Genomic DNA, 15,631 nt, shown 5'->3' with positions numbered 1-15,631 from the left:
GGAGCACACCCATGGCCAAGACCGTCATCGTCGTCGTCGACGGATTCGGCATCGGCGCCATGCCCGACGCGGGCACCCTGCGCCCCGGCGATCTCACCGCCGACACCTGCGGGCATGTCCTCGACCACTGCCGCGAGGCCTTCGGCCGTCCGCTGCGGCTGCCGGTGCTCGGCTCGCTGGGGCTCGGTCTCGTCCACCCGCATCCGGATCTCGCCCGCCGCACCCATCTGCCCGTCGCCGCGGGCCGGGCCGCCCTGGGCTACCCCGGCGCCGACACGTTCGCGGGCCACCAGACGATGATGGGTGCGGACTTCAGCCGGGTCACGGTGGCCCGGCTCGGAGACCATCTGGACGAGGTGACCGCGGCTCTGGAAGCGGCCGGGCACCGCGTCGCACCGCTGGACGGCCGACCGCTTCTCGTCGTCGACGACGCGGTGCTCGTGCACGACAACCTGGAAGCCGACCCCGGCATCAACTGGAACGCCTCCGGCCGCCTGGAGGACCTCCCCTTCGACGGTCCGGGCGGGATCCTCGCCATCGCCCGCACGGTACGCGCGGTCGCGCCGGTCGCCCGGGTCATCGCGGTAGGCGGTCACGCGGACGGCCCGCTGCCGCAGTTCGTACGCGCCGGCGACGCGGGCACCGTGGGTCTCGACACCCCCGCCACCGGCTTCTACCGCAACGGCGGCCTCGCCGTGCAGCACCTCGGCGCCGGCATCGACCACACCCGCCAGCTGCCCGATCTGGCCGCCCGCGCCGGAATCCCGGTCACCCTGGTGGGCAAGGCCGCCGACATCCTGGCCTGCGACGCGGCCGAGCGGCACCCGGCCGTGCAGACCGCGGACGTCCTCGCCCACACCCTCGAAGCGGTACGCGCCCCCGGCGACGCGCTCGTCGTCGCCAATGTCCAGGAGACCGACCTGGCGGGACACCAGCAGGACGTCGAACGGTACGGCCGTCTGCTGGAACAGGTCGACGCGGGGCTCGCCGCGCTCCTGGCACTGCTCGACGCCCCCGGCGACCGGCTGATCGTCACCGCCGACCACGGCAACGACCCGACGATCGGGCACGCCTACCACACCAGGGAGTACGTCCCTGTGCTGATCCACCGGCCCGGTGCGGACGGGGTGGAGCTGCTGCCGGACGCGGGCAGCCTGGCGGACGTCGGCGCCACCGCCGCCGTATCGCTGGCGCTCGACCCGGCGGGGCTGGCCAACGGGACGGCACTGCGGCCTGGGCGCCACGCGGCCTGAGCCCGCGGGGCGCACGCGAAAGGGGCGCCCGCCGGGAAGGCGGGCGCCCCTTTCGCGTATGGGCCGAGAGCGTGGAACGTCAGCCCATGAACTTCTTGAACTCGTCCGGCAGCTCGAAGTTCTTGTCATCCTGGGCCGGCAGACCGAACGCGCCGCCCTGGGCCGCAGCCTGCTCGCGGCGGGTCGCCGCAGCCTGCTCCTCGGCCTTGCGCTTCATCGGGTTGCCGCTCTTGCGCTTGCCCTTGGCCTGCTTGATCTGCTTCTTCTGGCGACCGGGACCGCCACCCATGCCGGGCATCCCCGGCATGCCCGGCATGCCGCCGCCCTGCGCCATCTTCGACATCATCTTGCGCGCCTCGAAGAACCGCTCCACCAGGTTCTTCACGGCGGACACCTCGACACCCGAACCCTTGGCGATACGGGCCCGGCGCGAGCCGTTGATGATCGTCGGCTCGTGACGCTCGTGCGGCGTCATCGACTTGATGATCGCGGCGGTACGGTCCACGTCCCGCTCGTCGATGCTGTTGATCTGGTCCTTGATCTGCCCCATGCCGGGCAGCATCCCGAGCAGCTTGGAGATGGAGCCCATCTTCCTGACCTGCTCCATCTGCGCCAGGAAGTCGTCGAGCGTGAAGTCCTTGCCCTTGCTCGACGCCAGCTTGGAGGCCATTTTGGCGGCCTCTTCCTGGGTGAAGGTCTTCTCCGCCTGCTCGATCAGGGTGAGCAGGTCACCCATGTCGAGGATGCGCGACGCCATGCGGTCGGGGTGGAAGGCGTCGAAGTCCTCGAGCTTCTCACCGTTCGACGCGAACATGATCTGCTTGCCCGTGACATGGGCGATCGACAGGGCGGCACCACCGCGGGCGTCACCGTCGAGCTTGGAGAGCACCACACCGTCGAAGCCGACACCGTCGCGGAAGGCCTCGGCGGTGTTGACCGCGTCCTGGCCGATCATCGCGTCGACGACGAAGAGGATCTCGTCGGGGCTGACGGCGTCGCGGATGTCCGCGGCCTGCTGCATCAGCTCCTGGTCGATACCGAGGCGGCCCGCGGTGTCGACGATCACCACGTCGAACTGCTTGGAGCGGGCGTGCTCGATGGAGTCCTTGGCGACCTGGACCGGATCACCGACGCCGTTGCCCGGCTGCGGGGCGTACACGGCGACACCCGCGCGGTCGGCGACGACGCTCAGCTGGTTGACGGCGTTCGGGCGCTGGAGGTCACAGGCGACGAGCAGCGGCGAGTGGCCCTGGCCCTTGAGCCAGACACCGAGCTTTCCGGCAAGCGTGGTCTTACCGGCACCCTGCAGACCGGCGAGCATGATCACGGTGGGCGGATTCTTGGCGAACCGCAGCCGCCGGGTCTCACCGCCGAGGATGCCGACGAGCTCCTCGTTGACAATCTTGACGACCTGCTGGGCAGGGTTCAGCGCCTGGGAGACCTCGACGCCGCGCGCCCGCTCCTTGACGTTGGCGATGAAGGCGCGGACCACGGGAAGCGCGACATCGGCCTCGAGCAGGGCGATACGGATCTCGCGTGCCGTGGCGTCGATGTCCGCCTCGGACAAGCGGCCCTTGCCCCGGAGGTTCTTGAAAGTCGCGGCAAGGCGGTCGGAGAGAGTATCGAACACGGCGCTCGTCGGTCCTCAGGGTCGGGGTCGGGTGCAGGTCAGTCGTCCCCCAGGGTATCCGGACGCCGGGAAACGCGAAGCCCTCGCCCGCAGACTCGTGACGGACGAGGGCCTCTCCACGTGATCGCGGACGCTCAGCTCAGGGCCTGCTGCACCTCTCCGGCCAGCTCGGCGGCCCGTACATCGGCCAGTGGCTCGCCATCCGCCCCTGTGACATAGAACGCGTCCACCGCGTTCGCCCCCAGCGTCGACACGTGCGCGCTGCGCACCCGCACCGTGCTCTGCTCCAGCGCCCGGCCGATCCGGTGCAGCAGCCCCGGGGCGTCCTGGGCCCTCACCTCGATCACCGTCGCCAGCCGGGAGCCGGCCGGTGCGACCGTCACCCGGGGCGGCGGGGCCTTCACCCCACGGCGCCGCGGATAGGCGGCTTCACGTTCGGCGAGGCGGGCCTGGATGTCGAGGGAGCCGTCCAGGGCGCGTACGAGATCGGCGCGGAGCCGGGTGGCCTGTGGCAGGGAGCCGTATTCGGCCGCCACCCGCCAGCTGAGCAGCAGGACGTCGACGCACTCGCCGAGTTCGGTGGGGAGCTCGACGGCCCGCAGGTCGGCGGCGCGGACGGTGAGGCGGTGCAGAGCGAGTACGCCGGCGGCGGCGGGCAGGACGCCCGGGCGGTCGGGGACGGCGATGAGGAGTTCGACGCCGACGGGCTCCGGTTCGCCGTCCCCGTTCGCGGGTTCGGGTTGGGCGTGCAGGGCGAGGACGGGTTCGCCGGTGCGCAGTGCCTCGATGGCGAGGCGTTCCTGCTCGACGCTGGGTTCGGCCGGTTCGGGTTCGTCCGGGGTCTCGCCCGCGAGGACCGCGGCGACACGCTTGACCAGGTCGGTGACGAGGGAGGCCCGCCAGGTGGACCAGGCGGCGGGCCCGGTGGCCAGTGCGTCGGCCTCGGTGAGGGCGTGCAGGAGTTCCAGCGTGGACGAGGTCCCGACGGCGGTGGCGACGGACCGGACGGTCGCCGGGTCGTCGAGGTCGCGGCGGGTGGCGGTCTCGACGAGCAGCAGATGGTGACGTACGAGGGTGGCGATGACGCCCACGTCGTGCTGGTCGAAGCCGATCCGGGCGGCGAGGTCGCGGGCGATGACCTCTCCGGCGACGGAGTGGTCGCCGGGCCAGCCCTTGCCGATGTCGTGCAGCAGGGCGGCGACGAGGAGGAGGTCGGGGCGGCCGACGCGGCGGGTGAGGGAAGAGGCCCGTACGGCCGCCTCGACGAGGTGGCGGTCGACGGTCCAGGTGTGGACGGGGTTGCGCTGGGGCCGGCAGTGGACGCGTTCCCAGTCGGGCAGCAGCCGGGTGATCAGCCCTTCCGCTTCGAGGGCCTCCCAGACGGGGATGGTGGCCTCGCCCGCGCCGAGCAGGGTGACGAGTTCCTCACGGGCCTCGGCGGGCCAGGGCACGGGCAGCGGGCGCGCGGCTGTGGCGAGGTGGCGTACGACATGCCGGGAGATCGGCAGGTCGGACTGGGCGGCCGCGGCGGCCGCCCGCAGCACGAGGACCGGGTCGCGTTCGGGGCGGGCGGTGCGGGCGAGGACGACCTCGCCGTCGGCCTCGACTACGCCGTCGGCGAGCGGGGTGCGCTCCGGGGCGGCCGCCTTGCCACCCCCCAGCATGGCGCGCAGCCGGGGGCGCACGGACCGGGCGCGGAGCACGCGGTTGACCTCGCGCCAGGTGACATCGGTGGCGTACGAGACGGTGCGCGCCGCCTCGTACACCTGGCGCAGCAGTGCGTCGGCGTCGAGGAGGCCGAGGGCGGTGGCGACCTGGTCCTGTTCCTGGAGGGCGAGGCGGTCGGTGGCACGGCCGGTGGTCAGGTGCAGGGCGTCGCGGGCGTCGAGGAGTACGCGGCGGGCCTCGGCGAGGCCTTCGCGGGGCGCGTCGGCGACCCAGGAGGCGGCGACGGCGCGCAGGGCGGTGGCGTCGCGCAGTCCGCCACGGGCCTCCTTGAGGTCGGGTTCGAGGAGGAACTGGAGCTCGCCCTGGCGTTCGGCCCGTTCGCGGCAGAGTTCGTCGAGGGCCGGGAGGCGTTTGGGGGCGAGGTTGCGCCAGTCGGCGAGAATCGTGGTGCGCATCGCGGCGACCAGGCCGAGGTCTCCGGCGACGGGCCGGGCGTCGAGCAGTCCGAGCTGCACCTTGAGGTCCTCCTCCGCCGTCTTCCTGGCTTCGGCGGGGGTGCGTACGGAGTGGTCGAGCGCGAGGCCGAGGTCCCAGACGGGGTACCAGATGCGGTCGGCGAGGGAGGCGATGGCGCCGGCGTCGGCATTGCCGTCGTGGAGCAGCAGGAGGTCGAGGTCGCTGCGCGGGGAGAGTTCGCCGCGGCCGTAGCCGCCGACGGCGACGAGGGCTGCGCCGCGGACGCCGGTCGCCTCGGCTGCGCCGGTGAACAGGGCGGTCAGCCAGTCGTCGGTGAGTGAGGCGAGGGCCGCACGGCGCGGCGGCCCGGACTGCGCCTTCTCCTGGAGGAGGCGCAGTCGGGCCGCCGCGTAGCCGCTGGGTCCCGAGTCCTCGGAATCGGTGGTCACTTCGGTGCTCGTCACCCAGCTGCCTTTCAGTTTGCGAGACCGTCGGTCAGAGTGCGTCCGGGCCGCGTTCACCCGTGCGGACCCGTACGGCTGTCTCGACGGGGACGCTCCAGACCTTGCCGTCTCCGATCTTGCCGGTTCGGGCGGCCTTCACCACGACATCGACGAGCTGTTCGGCGTCCTCGTCCTCGACCAGTACCTCGATACGGATCTTGGGGACGAGGTCGACGGTGTACTCGGCGCCCCGGTAGACCTCGGTGTGGCCGCGCTGGCGACCGTATCCGCTGGCCTCCGTGACCGTGAGGCCCTGGATGCCGAAGGCCTGCAGGGCCTCCTTGATCTCGTCGAGCCGGTGCGGCTTCACGACCGCCGTGATGAGCTTCATGCGTCCACCTTCTTGGTCTGCGCTGCTGCCGTCGAGTCCGATACCGGTGCGGAGCCCGTGGTGCGCGGGGCCGCACCGCCGCCGGCGCCGCTGAAGTCGTACGCGGTCTCGGCGTGTTCGACCTGGTCGATGCCGGAGATCTCGTCGTCCTCGTCGACCCGCATGCCGATCGTCCTGTCGAGGAGGAAGGCGAGGACCGCGGAGACGACCAGAGAGTACGCGAGGACCGCGAAGACACCGACGGCCTGCTTGCCGAGCTGGTCGAGACCGCCACCGTAGAAGAGACCCTTGGCGTCGGACTGGACGCCGCCGGTGGCGAAGAAGCCGATGAGCAGGGAGCCCACGACACCGCCGACGAGGTGGACGCCGACGACGTCCAGGGAGTCGTCGTAGCCGAACTTGTACTTGAGGCCTACCGCCATGGCGCAGAGCACACCGGCGATGGCTCCGACGGCGATGGCTCCGAGCGGGCTGATCGCGCCGCCGGACGGGGTGATGGCGACGAGGCCGGCGACCGCGCCGGAGGCGGCGCCGAGGGTGGTGAAGGAGCCGTGGCGGAGCTTCTCGTATCCGAGCCACGCGAGCATCGCGGCGGCGGTGGCAACCTGCGTGTTGACGAACATCACCGCGCCGACGCCGTCGTCGTTGCCGAGCCACGAGCCGGCGTTGAAGCCGAACCACCCGAACCACAGGAGTCCGGCGCCGAGCATGACGAGCGGCAGGCTGTGCGGCCGCATCGGGTCCTTCTTGAAGCCGACCCGCTTGCCGATGACGAGGATCACGCCGAGGGCTGCGGCACCGGCGTTGATGTGGACGGCCGTACCACCGGCGAAGTCGATGACGCCCAGCTCGAAGAGCCAGCCGCCGGCGCCCCAGACCCAGTGCGCGACCGGGAAGTAGACGACGGTCACCCACAGGGTGACGAACAGCGCCCAGGAGGTGAACTTGACGCGGTCGGCAAGGGCACCGCTGATCAGGGCCGGGGTGATGATCGCGAACATCAGCTGGAAGACGGCGAAGACATAGACCGGGATCGTGTAGCCGTCCCAGAGCTGGGTGATGCCGATCCCGCTGAGGCCTGCGAAGTCCGAGCTCCAGCCGATGAACGAGCCGATGTCGGTGCCGAAGGCGAGACTGAATCCGTACAGCACCCACAGGATCGTGACGATCCCGAGACTGATGAAGCTCATCATCAGCATGTTGAGGGTGCTCTTGACGCGGACCATGCCTCCGTAGAAGAAGGCCAGACCCGGAGTCATGATCATCACCAGGGCCGAGCAGATGAGCATGAACCCGGTGTTGGCGGCAGACAGCGTCGGGGCGTCTGCGGCAAGCGTCGTGATGCCTGGGGGCATCGGCGTCTCCTCGTCGTCGGTGCGGCCGCGTGCGGGCAAAACCTGCGGGACCACTTGCGGGACCACTGTGGAAAAGGTGCGGGCCGGTTATGCGCCATGAGGTTCGCCCAGCGCGGTTTCCGCCGATGCCGCACGATGTTTCGCCGCAGTGACGAAGAGGTGTGTCGTGTTACGTCCCCATGAATCGTGAGTGGCGTATCCGGGGCCGGGCCTACCCTGCGGCCGGGGCCGCATACGGTGCGGTTACGACTCTGGAGTACGGGAACGGGAACGCGAACCGGCCACGCCGATCACCCACTGACCTGGCAAGGGGGAGCCGAGATCGGTCTGTCGGGGTGCTCGTCGTGGCCGGAGTGCTGGGTGCCCGGTCAGATCGCTTCAGCGGTCTCGGGCAGCTGTTCGGTGAGCAGATCGGTGAGCCTGGCGACCTCGGGGATGTCTCCGAAGTCCCTGGCAGCGGTGTCGACGGTCTTGCGCAGCCGGGTGTTGACGCGCTCGGAGCGGACCTTCTTGGCGACCCGCAGGGCCTTCTCGGACAGCAGCGTGGACTGTTCGGGTTCGCGCTTGAGGAGGTGCACCGTGGCGAGACCGATCAGGTTCAGTGCGTACGACCGCTGGTGCTCGTCGTCCTCACCGAAGAGCTCGACGGCCTTCTCCATGATCGGCTCGGCGAGCGAGGCGTACGTGGGGCTCCGGCCGGCGACATAGGCCAGGTCACGGTACGAGTGGGAATTCTCGCCGTTGAGTTCGGCCTCGGAGAAGAAGCGGATCCAGTCCGGCTCGGGCTCGCCGTCGATCCCGGCGTCGAGGAAGGTGTCCTCGGCCATCCGGACGGCCCGCTTGCACTTGCTGGGCTGGCCCATGTTGGCGTAGGCGCGGGCCTCCATCGCATACAGCATGGCCTGGGTGCGCGGGGTGGCGCAGTCCCGGCTGCCGTACTGGGCGAGATGGATGAGTTCGAGGGCGTCGTCGGGCCGTCCCAGATGGATCATCTGGCGGCTCATGCTGGACAGGACGTAACTGCCCAACGGTTTGTCACCGGCTTCCTTCGCGGCGTGCAGCGCGAGGACGAAGTACTTCTGGGCGGTGGGCTGGAGGCCGACGTCATAGCTCATCCAGCCCGCCAGCTCGGCGAGTTCGGCCGCGCACCGGAAGAGCCGCTTCGCGGTGGCCGCGGGCTGCGGTTCCTGCAACAGGTCGGTGACCTCGTGGAGTTGGCCCACGACGGCCTTGCGTCGCAGGCCGCCGCCGCACTGGGCGTCCCACTGGCGGAACATCACAGTGGTGGACTCCAGCAGGTCGAGCTCGGGGCTGGAGAGGCGGGAGGGACGCCGGTCCACCACGGACGGCTCCGGATCTGCCGGGGCCGCGGCGGCGACCGGCACCAGCCACCGCTGCATGGGCTCGATGAGGGCCGGGCCCGCGGCAAGGGCGAGCGAGGTGCCCAGGAAGCCACGGCGGGCGAGCATCAGGTCGCTGCGGGAGAACTCGCTGAGGAGCGCGACGGTCTGCGGGCCTGCCCAGGGCAGGTCGACACCGGCCACCGACGGTGACTGATGGGCGGAGCGCAGCCCGAGGTCCTCGACGGCGACGACGGTGCCGAAGCGCTCCGAGAAGAGCTCGGAGAGGATGCGCGGAATCGGCTCACGCGGCTGCTCACCGTCGAGCCAGCGCCGGACCCGGGAGGTGTCCGTGCTGATGTGGTGGGCGCCCATCTGGCGCGCCCTGCGGTTCACCTGCCGTGCCAGCTCGCCCTTGGACCAGCCGCTGCGCACGAACCATGATCCCAATTGCCCGTTGGGGCGCTTACCGGCATTCGAATCGCCTGCGCCGCTGCCACTCACTGGAACGCCCCCATCCCGCTGGATACGTGTCGCGCGAACCACTATCAGAATGCCGTGGGCCCAAGCCGTCCGTACGGCGGTTGCGCACCATCGAACAGGAAATCGACTTGCCTCCGGCATACCCATCGGCGCACATACTTCCATGGTTCGTGTACCGACGGTAATCCTACGATCACCCGCTCGGCGAGCGTGATTACAGAAACGCCACCATTCGCCACCCCATCGAATGAACGCGTTCACCGTCGGGCGCGATTCACTTGACAGACGGCGATCAGTAGCAGACGTAGTGACGCACACAGGGGCGCACGGACCGCGTCGCACCACCTGAGGTTCACGCGTGCGCTGCTCGATCGACGGGGCGACGGAATGTAACGACCGCACTCCACGTCGTAACCACCGGCGAGCCGGACCCGTTGGAGGGGGCATGGGCTTCACGATCGGCGGCATCCGTGAGATGCGATCCGGCGCACGGCGTCGAGGCCGTACGGCCGAGTGCACCGCGGTGGCGGAATACACAGGGCTGTGGGGCTGGGCCGTCGCGCCGGGAGCGCGGGCCGCGGCCGGCCGCTGCTCGTGCGGCGACAACGGCTGCGCCTCCCCGGGCGCGCATCCGCTGGACTTCGCCGACGAGGTGCCCGCCGGCGCCACGCTGGCCATGGCGGCGAGCGCGTGGGCCGAGGTGCCGGGCGCGTCGATGCTGCTGCCGGTGGGGCGCACGTTCGACGTCCTCGATGTCGCCGAACCGGCCGGGCGCCGGGCGCTGGTGCGACTGGAGCGGATGGGTCTGCCGCTCGGCCCGGTGGCGGTGACCCCGTCCGGGCGGGCCCAGTTCTTCGTCGCGCCGGGCGCCGCCACCGAACTTCCGCAGCTGCTGTACCGGATGGGCTGGGACGACGCGGATCTGGATCTGCGGGCGCTGGGCCCCGGCTGCCACATCACAGCCCCACCGTCCGACGAAGGCGGTCTCGGCCCGGCCCGCTGGCTGCGTCCGCCGGTGCTCGACACGTCGGGCAGGCCGCCGCAGGCGCGGCTGCTGCTGGGCACGCTGGCGTACATCTGCCATCGCTCCCGGGGCCTGAAACCCAATTGCCGGAGGGGCTCGAAAGCGAACCCGTCCGGCAATTGAGGACGAAACAGCGATCGGGCGGACCCGGGGGCGTCAGTCGCCGATCAGCGCGTCGACGAACGCCTCCGGCTCGAACGGGGCCAGATCGTCCGGCCCCTCACCCAGGCCCACCAGCTTCACCGGCACACCCAGCTCCCGCTGGACGGCGATGACGATGCCGCCCTTGGCGGTGCCGTCCAGCTTGGTGAGGACGATGCCGGTGATGTCGACGACCTCGGCGAACACCCGAGCCTGAACCAGGCCGTTCTGCCCGGTCGTGGCGTCGAGGACGAGCAGGATCTCGTCGAGCGGGCCGTGCTTCTCGACGACGCGCTTGACCTTGCCGAGCTCGTCCATGAGCCCGGTCTTGGTGTGCAGCCGTCCGGCGGTGTCGATGAGTACGACGTCGGCGCCCTCGGCAATGCCTTCCTTCACCGCGTCGAACGCGATCGACGCCGGGTCGCCGCCCTCCGGTCCGCGGACGGTGCGGGCACCGACGCGCTCGCCCCAGGTCTGGAGCTGGTCGGCGGCGGCGGCACGGAACGTGTCGGCGGCGCCGAGCACGACACTGCGGCCGTCGGCGACGAGGACCCGGGCCAGCTTGCCCGTGGTGGTGGTCTTGCCGGTGCCGTTGACACCGACGACCATCACGACGCCGGGGGTGTCGACACCGCTCTCCGTCTTGACCACACGGTCGAAGTCGGTGCCGAGCAGGGCGAGGAGCTCCTCGCGCAGCAGCGTGCGCAGCCCCTCGGGGGTACGGGTGCCGAGGACGCGGACGCGCTCGCGCAGCCGCTCCACCAGCTCCTGGGTGGGTGCGACGCCGACATCGGCGGTGAGCAGGGTGTCCTCGATCTCCTCCCAGGTGTCCTCGTCCAGATTGTCGCGGGACAGGAGCGTGAGGAGCCCCTTGCCAAGGGTGCTCTGCGAGCGGGCGAGCCGGGCGCGCAGCCGTACGAGACGGCCTGCGGTGGGCTCGGGGATCTCGAGCGCGGGGACAGCGGGTGCCTCCGGCTCGGCGACTGCCGGGGCTTCCGCGACGGGAGCCTGGGCGTCGGGGGGACCGGCCTCCTCGATGGTGCGGCGCGGTTCCTCGCGCGGTGTCTCGGCTTCCTCGCCGACATGGGGTTCGGCGGGAGGAGTGAGGGTCGGCGTGCTCGACGGTGCCGGGGGCAGCTGCTTCTTCTTGCGGCCGCTGACCACGAGCCCGCTGACCAGGCCGGCCACGACCAGGGCGGCGATGACTACAGCAAGGATGACGAATTCCATAACCCACCCAGTATCAGTCACGGCCGCACCCGCGTGCGGCACCGGAGGATCACCCCGGAATCCGACAGGGCGTAATGCACCTTTTGGCGGTAAAGGTACGATCCCGTTCGTGGAGACCCGCGGCCTGGAACCCGTCCCCGACAGCGAGCGCACCGGTCGGGTCCGCACCCTCTTCCCCACCTGGGCCGCCGCCAACATGACCGTCCTGCTGCTCACCGTGGGCGCGGGGCTCGTCGTCTTCAGCGGCCTGAATCTCTGGCAGGTGCTGATCGTCGCGGCCGTCGCGCCCGTCGTCAGCTACGGACTGGTCGGCCTGGTCTCGGTCGCCGGGCAGCGGGGCGGCGCCCCAGGCATGGCGCTCTCCCGGGCCGTCTTCGGGCAGCGCGGCAACCTGCTGCCCGGTGCGCTGATCTGGATCGCCCGCTGGGGCTGGGAGACCGTGAACGCGGTCACCGGTGCCTACGCCCTGCTGGCCGTGCTCGATCTGCTGTTCTCGGTCCGATCCACCACGGCGTTGGTCATGGCGCTGCTGGTGGCCTTCGTGGCGAGCAGCTTCGTGGTGTCCGGTCTCGGGGCGGGCGCACTGCGTGCGTGCTCCACCTGGTCGGCGTATCTCTTCGGCGGGTTCAGCGTCCTCGTGCTGATTTATCTGGGGGTCGGGACCGACTGGCGGGCCGTCCTGGACAGACCGGCCGGACCGACGGCGCTGATGATCGCCGGGATCGGCACCCTGGCGGCCGGTGGCATCAGTTGGGTGCCGTCCGGCCCGGACTTCACCCGCTACCTTCCGCGCACCGCTCCCGGGCGGGCGGTGGTCGGGGCGACCGTGGGCGGTGCGGTGCTCGTCTCGCTGCCGCTGGTGCTGATGGGTGCGGTGATGGCGGTGGCCACTCCGGGCCTGGCCACCAGCAGCGACCCGGTCTCCTTCATCGGCACGCTGCTGCCGGACTGGATCTCGGTGCCTTATCTGCTGATCGCCGTGGTGGGAATGGTGTTGATCAATGCGATGTCGATGTATTCGGCCGGTTTCACCGCGCAGACGCTGGGATTCATGATCCCGCGCGCCTGGGCGGTCGGGGTGAATGCGGCCATCAGTCTTCTTATCGGCGGTTTGCTGATAATGGCGACGAGTAGGTTCATCGATACGTTCGTCTCCTTTCTGACGCTGCTCGCGGTGACGTTCTCCGCCTGGATCGGCGTCTTCGGCGTGGATCTGCTGCGAGGGCGTACCTACGATGCGACGGCGCTGCTGGACACCACTCCCGCCGGTGCCTACTGGTACACCGGTGGCTTCTCCGTGCCCGCCGTGGCCGCGTGGGGTTCGGGGCTTTTGGTCGGGCTGCTGCTGACCGGCGTGGAGTGGTTCACCGGCCCGCTCGCCACCACCTGGATCGGGCGTCACGGCCTGGGCTGGGCGGCCACCGTCGCCGTCTCCGGCGCCCTGTACGCCCTGCTTCCGCGTCCGGCCGGGACGCGGTGACGGCACACCCCTACACTTCTGACGCTATGTCAGCTACTGTCCCGGCGCGCCAAGCCCGCCCGGCGAAAAGGGGACACCTGTCATGGCCTTCACAGTGGTCCGGTTCAATCTCGTCGATCCCGCCGCCACCCCCGAGTCCCTCTCGGCCCGCTACCGTGCGGCGCTGGAGATGGCCACGTACGCCGACCGGCACGGCGTCGACACCGTGCAGACCGAGGAGCACCACGGAGCCGCCGACTCCTGGCTGCCCTCCCCCTTCGTCTTCGCAGGATCGGTCTTCGGCGCCACGAACCGGATCGCGGTCACGGTCTCGGCGATCATCGGCCCGCTGTACGACCCGCTGCGGCTTGCGGAGGACATCGCGGTCCTCGATCTGCTGAGCGGGGGCCGGCTGGTGACGGTCGCGGGCATCGGATACCGGCCCGAGGAGTACGAACAGGCGGGCGTCGAGTGGGGCAGGCGTGGCCGGCTCCAGGACGAACTGCTGGAGACCTTGCTGCAGGCGTGGACCGGCGAACCGTTCCCGTACCACGGCCGTACGGTCCAGGTCACTCCGCGCCCGTACACCCAGCCGCATCCGCTGCTGCTGGTGGGAGGCAGCTCGCGGGCGGCGGCGCGACGGGCGGCCCGGCTGGGGCTGCCGTTCTTCCCGAGCGCCCATCTGCCCGAGCTGGAGGCGTACTACCACGAGCAGCGCGCGGTCCACGGCACGGAGGGGTTCTGCATGATGCCGGCGGCCGAGACGCCGTTGCTTCATGTCTCGGAGGATCCCGATCGGACCTGGGCCGACCACGGTCAGCACTTCCTGCACGAGGCACGGACGTACGCCTCCTGGCAGTCGAAGGGCATCCGCTCGGCCGTGCGCTCGACGGCCACGACGGTGACGCAGCTGCGGGACGAAGGGGTCTACCGGGTCGTCACCCCGCAGCAGCTGGCCACACTGGAGGCGGACAGCCTGGTGCTGCATCCGCTGTGCGGTGGGATGCCGGTCGAGGAGGGGTGGCGCAGCCTGCGGTTTTTCTGCGACGCGCTCGCACGATGACGTGGACGAATGCGCGCGTCCCCGGCTCGCGGGCGCGGGCCGGGGACGCGTGGTCGAGGAGAGGGGCAGCGGGGATTAGCCCATCTCCTCCAACGCCTTGCCCTTGGTCTCCTTCACGAACTTGAGCACGAAGGGGATCGAGAGCACGGCGAAGCATGTGTAGATGATGTAGGTGCCCGAAAGGTTCCACTCGGCCAGGCTCGGGAAGCTCGCGGTGATCGCCCAGTTGGCGATCCACTGCGCGGAGGCGGCGACCCCGAGCGCGGCGGCGCGGATCCTGTTCGGGAACATCTCGCCGAGGAAGACCCAGACCACGACACCCCACGACAGGGCGAAGAAGAGCACGAAGACATGGGCCGCTACGAGGGCGACGACGCCCTGGGCGGTCGGGAGCTTGCCGTTGACCAGATCGGCGGAGAAGGCCCAGGCCTCGAAGCCCAGCGCGATCGCCATACCGGCGGAGCCGGCCAGCGCGAGCGGTTTGCGGCCGATGCGGTCGACCAGGACCATCGCGATCACCGTACCGATGATGTTGACGATCGACGTGGTGAACGACCAGAAGAACGAATCGGTCGGGTCGATGCCCACGGACTGCCACAGCGTCGCCGAGTAGTAGAAGGCCACGTTGATGCCGACGAGCTGCTGGAAGACCGAGAGGCCGATACCGACCCAGACGATCGGCAGGAAGCCGAAGCGGCTGCCGAGCAGGTCCTTGAAGGTGGACTTGTGCTCGCGGTGCATGGCCGTCTCGATCTCCAGGACGCGGGCGTCGAGGTCGACGGACCCGCCCTCGACCTCACGGAGGATCTCCCGGGCCCGCTCCTTCTTGCCGACCGAGATCAGGAACCGCGGCGACTCGGGGATCGCGAACGACAGCAGCCCGTAAAGGAGCGCGGGAACGACCATCACACCGAGCATCCACTGCCACGCTTCCAGGCCGCCGATCGTGCCACGCTGCTTGCCGTCGGCCATCTGCAGGATGCCGAAGTTCACCAGCTGCGAGATGGCGATGCCGATGACGATCGCAGCCTGCTGGAAGGAGCCGAGCCGGCCACGGTAGGCGGCCGGCGAGACCTCGGCGATGTAGGCCGGACCGATGACCGAGGCCATACCGATGGCGAAGCCGCCGATGATCCGCCAGAAGGCAAGATCCCAGAGGGCGAACGGGAGCGCGGAGCCGACAGCACTGATGGTGAACAGCGCCGAGGCGATCCGCATGCACTTGATACGGCCGACCCGGTCGGCGATACGGCCCGCCGTGGCGGCGCCGATGGCACAGCCGATCAGAGCGATGGCGATGACCTCGGCGAGCGTTGCGGAGCCGATGTCGTAGCGGTCCCGGATCGCCTCGACGGCGCCGTTGATCACGGCACTGTCGTAGCCGAAGAGGAAGCCGCCCATCGCAGCGGCTGCCGTGATGAAGATGACATGGCCGAGGTGTTCCGGATGGGCTGCTCGGGCTCCGGATCCCGGTGTCTGCGATGTGCTGGTCACATGAACTCCTGGTGCCTGGCCGCGTCGTCAGGCGTGGGGGGCGAGTCGTCAGGCGTGGGGGCGAACTCTTCTCAAGTGGCGCACAACTCTTCAGCCGCCACCACTTGAAGCTAAAAACGACGACTGAGAGAGTATGTGTTCAAGTTTCGAAGTCAAAAATCGAGCATGGTCCGCTTCTACCCAGGACTGCTCAAAAGGTGC

Annotated in this window: 11 protein-coding genes; 4 read left to right on the top strand and 7 right to left on the bottom strand. The window is 70.1% G+C overall.

Features of this window, described 5'->3' with window-relative positions:
• The first annotated feature begins 11 nt into the window (after positions 1–11).
• Positions 12–1,253, top strand: coding sequence for a phosphopentomutase (locus tag ACFYP5_RS29705; RefSeq protein WP_389041740.1), 1,242 nt, complete (start codon positions 12–14; stop codon positions 1,251–1,253).
• 79 nt (positions 1,254–1,332) lie between these two features.
• On the opposite strand, the gene ffh is transcribed toward ACFYP5_RS29705, so the two are convergent.
• The 5 genes from ffh to ACFYP5_RS29680 form a co-directional block, all read right to left on the bottom strand.
• Positions 1,333–2,883, bottom strand: coding sequence for a signal recognition particle protein (gene ffh / locus ACFYP5_RS29700; protein WP_389041738.1), 1,551 nt, complete (start codon positions 2,881–2,883; stop codon positions 1,333–1,335).
• Between the two features lie 134 nt (positions 2,884–3,017).
• Positions 3,018–5,471 carry a [protein-PII] uridylyltransferase gene (locus tag ACFYP5_RS29695; protein ID WP_389041736.1) on the bottom strand — a complete coding sequence of 818 codons (2,454 nt, stop codon included), beginning with the start codon at positions 5,469–5,471 and terminating at the stop codon, positions 3,018–3,020.
• A gap of 31 nt (positions 5,472–5,502) precedes the next feature.
• Positions 5,503–5,841, bottom strand: coding sequence for a P-II family nitrogen regulator (locus ACFYP5_RS29690; protein WP_030978780.1), 339 nt, complete (start codon positions 5,839–5,841; stop codon positions 5,503–5,505).
• Positions 5,838–7,196, bottom strand: coding sequence for an ammonium transporter (locus ACFYP5_RS29685; RefSeq protein ID WP_389041734.1), 1,359 nt, complete (start codon positions 7,194–7,196; stop codon positions 5,838–5,840). The genes ACFYP5_RS29690 and ACFYP5_RS29685 overlap by 4 nt, the downstream gene beginning before the upstream one ends.
• 368 nt (positions 7,197–7,564) lie before the next feature.
• Positions 7,565–9,040 (bottom strand): hypothetical protein, encoded by a 1,476-nt coding sequence (locus ACFYP5_RS29680; protein ID WP_389041732.1) that lies wholly within the window; start codon positions 9,038–9,040, stop codon positions 7,565–7,567.
• A 424-nt stretch (positions 9,041–9,464) separates the two neighbouring features.
• Between ACFYP5_RS29680 and ACFYP5_RS29675 the strand changes: the two genes are divergently transcribed.
• Positions 9,465–10,166 (top strand): bifunctional DNA primase/polymerase, encoded by a 702-nt coding sequence (locus tag ACFYP5_RS29675; protein ID WP_389041730.1) that lies wholly within the window; start codon positions 9,465–9,467, stop codon positions 10,164–10,166.
• Positions 10,167–10,199: 33 nt separating this feature from the next.
• Here ACFYP5_RS29675 and ftsY read toward each other — a convergent pair whose 3' ends face one another.
• A complete protein-coding gene (ftsY, locus tag ACFYP5_RS29670; RefSeq protein WP_389041727.1) occupies positions 10,200–11,414 on the bottom strand; it encodes a signal recognition particle-docking protein FtsY in 1,215 nt (404 codons plus the stop codon).
• Between the two features lie 109 nt (positions 11,415–11,523).
• Between ftsY and ACFYP5_RS29665 the strand changes: the two genes are divergently transcribed.
• Positions 11,524–12,894 carry a cytosine permease gene (locus ACFYP5_RS29665; protein WP_389041725.1) on the top strand — a complete coding sequence of 457 codons (1,371 nt, stop codon included), beginning with the start codon at positions 11,524–11,526 and terminating at the stop codon, positions 12,892–12,894.
• Between the two features lie 82 nt (positions 12,895–12,976).
• Positions 12,977–13,936 (top strand): LLM class flavin-dependent oxidoreductase, encoded by a 960-nt coding sequence (locus tag ACFYP5_RS29660; protein ID WP_389041723.1) that lies wholly within the window; start codon positions 12,977–12,979, stop codon positions 13,934–13,936.
• A 75-nt stretch (positions 13,937–14,011) separates the two neighbouring features.
• On the opposite strand, the gene ACFYP5_RS29655 is transcribed toward ACFYP5_RS29660, so the two are convergent.
• Entirely contained in the window at positions 14,012–15,430 is a 1,419-nt protein-coding gene (locus ACFYP5_RS29655) for a sugar porter family MFS transporter (RefSeq protein WP_389041721.1), read from the bottom strand.
• Between the last annotated feature and the right edge of the window lie 201 nt (positions 15,431–15,631).

The sequence above is a fragment of the Streptomyces sp. NPDC005262 genome (assembly GCF_042872425.1).
Taxonomy (GTDB): Bacteria; Actinomycetota; Actinomycetes; order Streptomycetales; family Streptomycetaceae; genus Streptomyces.
Note: the sequence above shows the minus strand (reverse complement) of the source record. Positions and strands in the feature narration are given on the sequence as shown.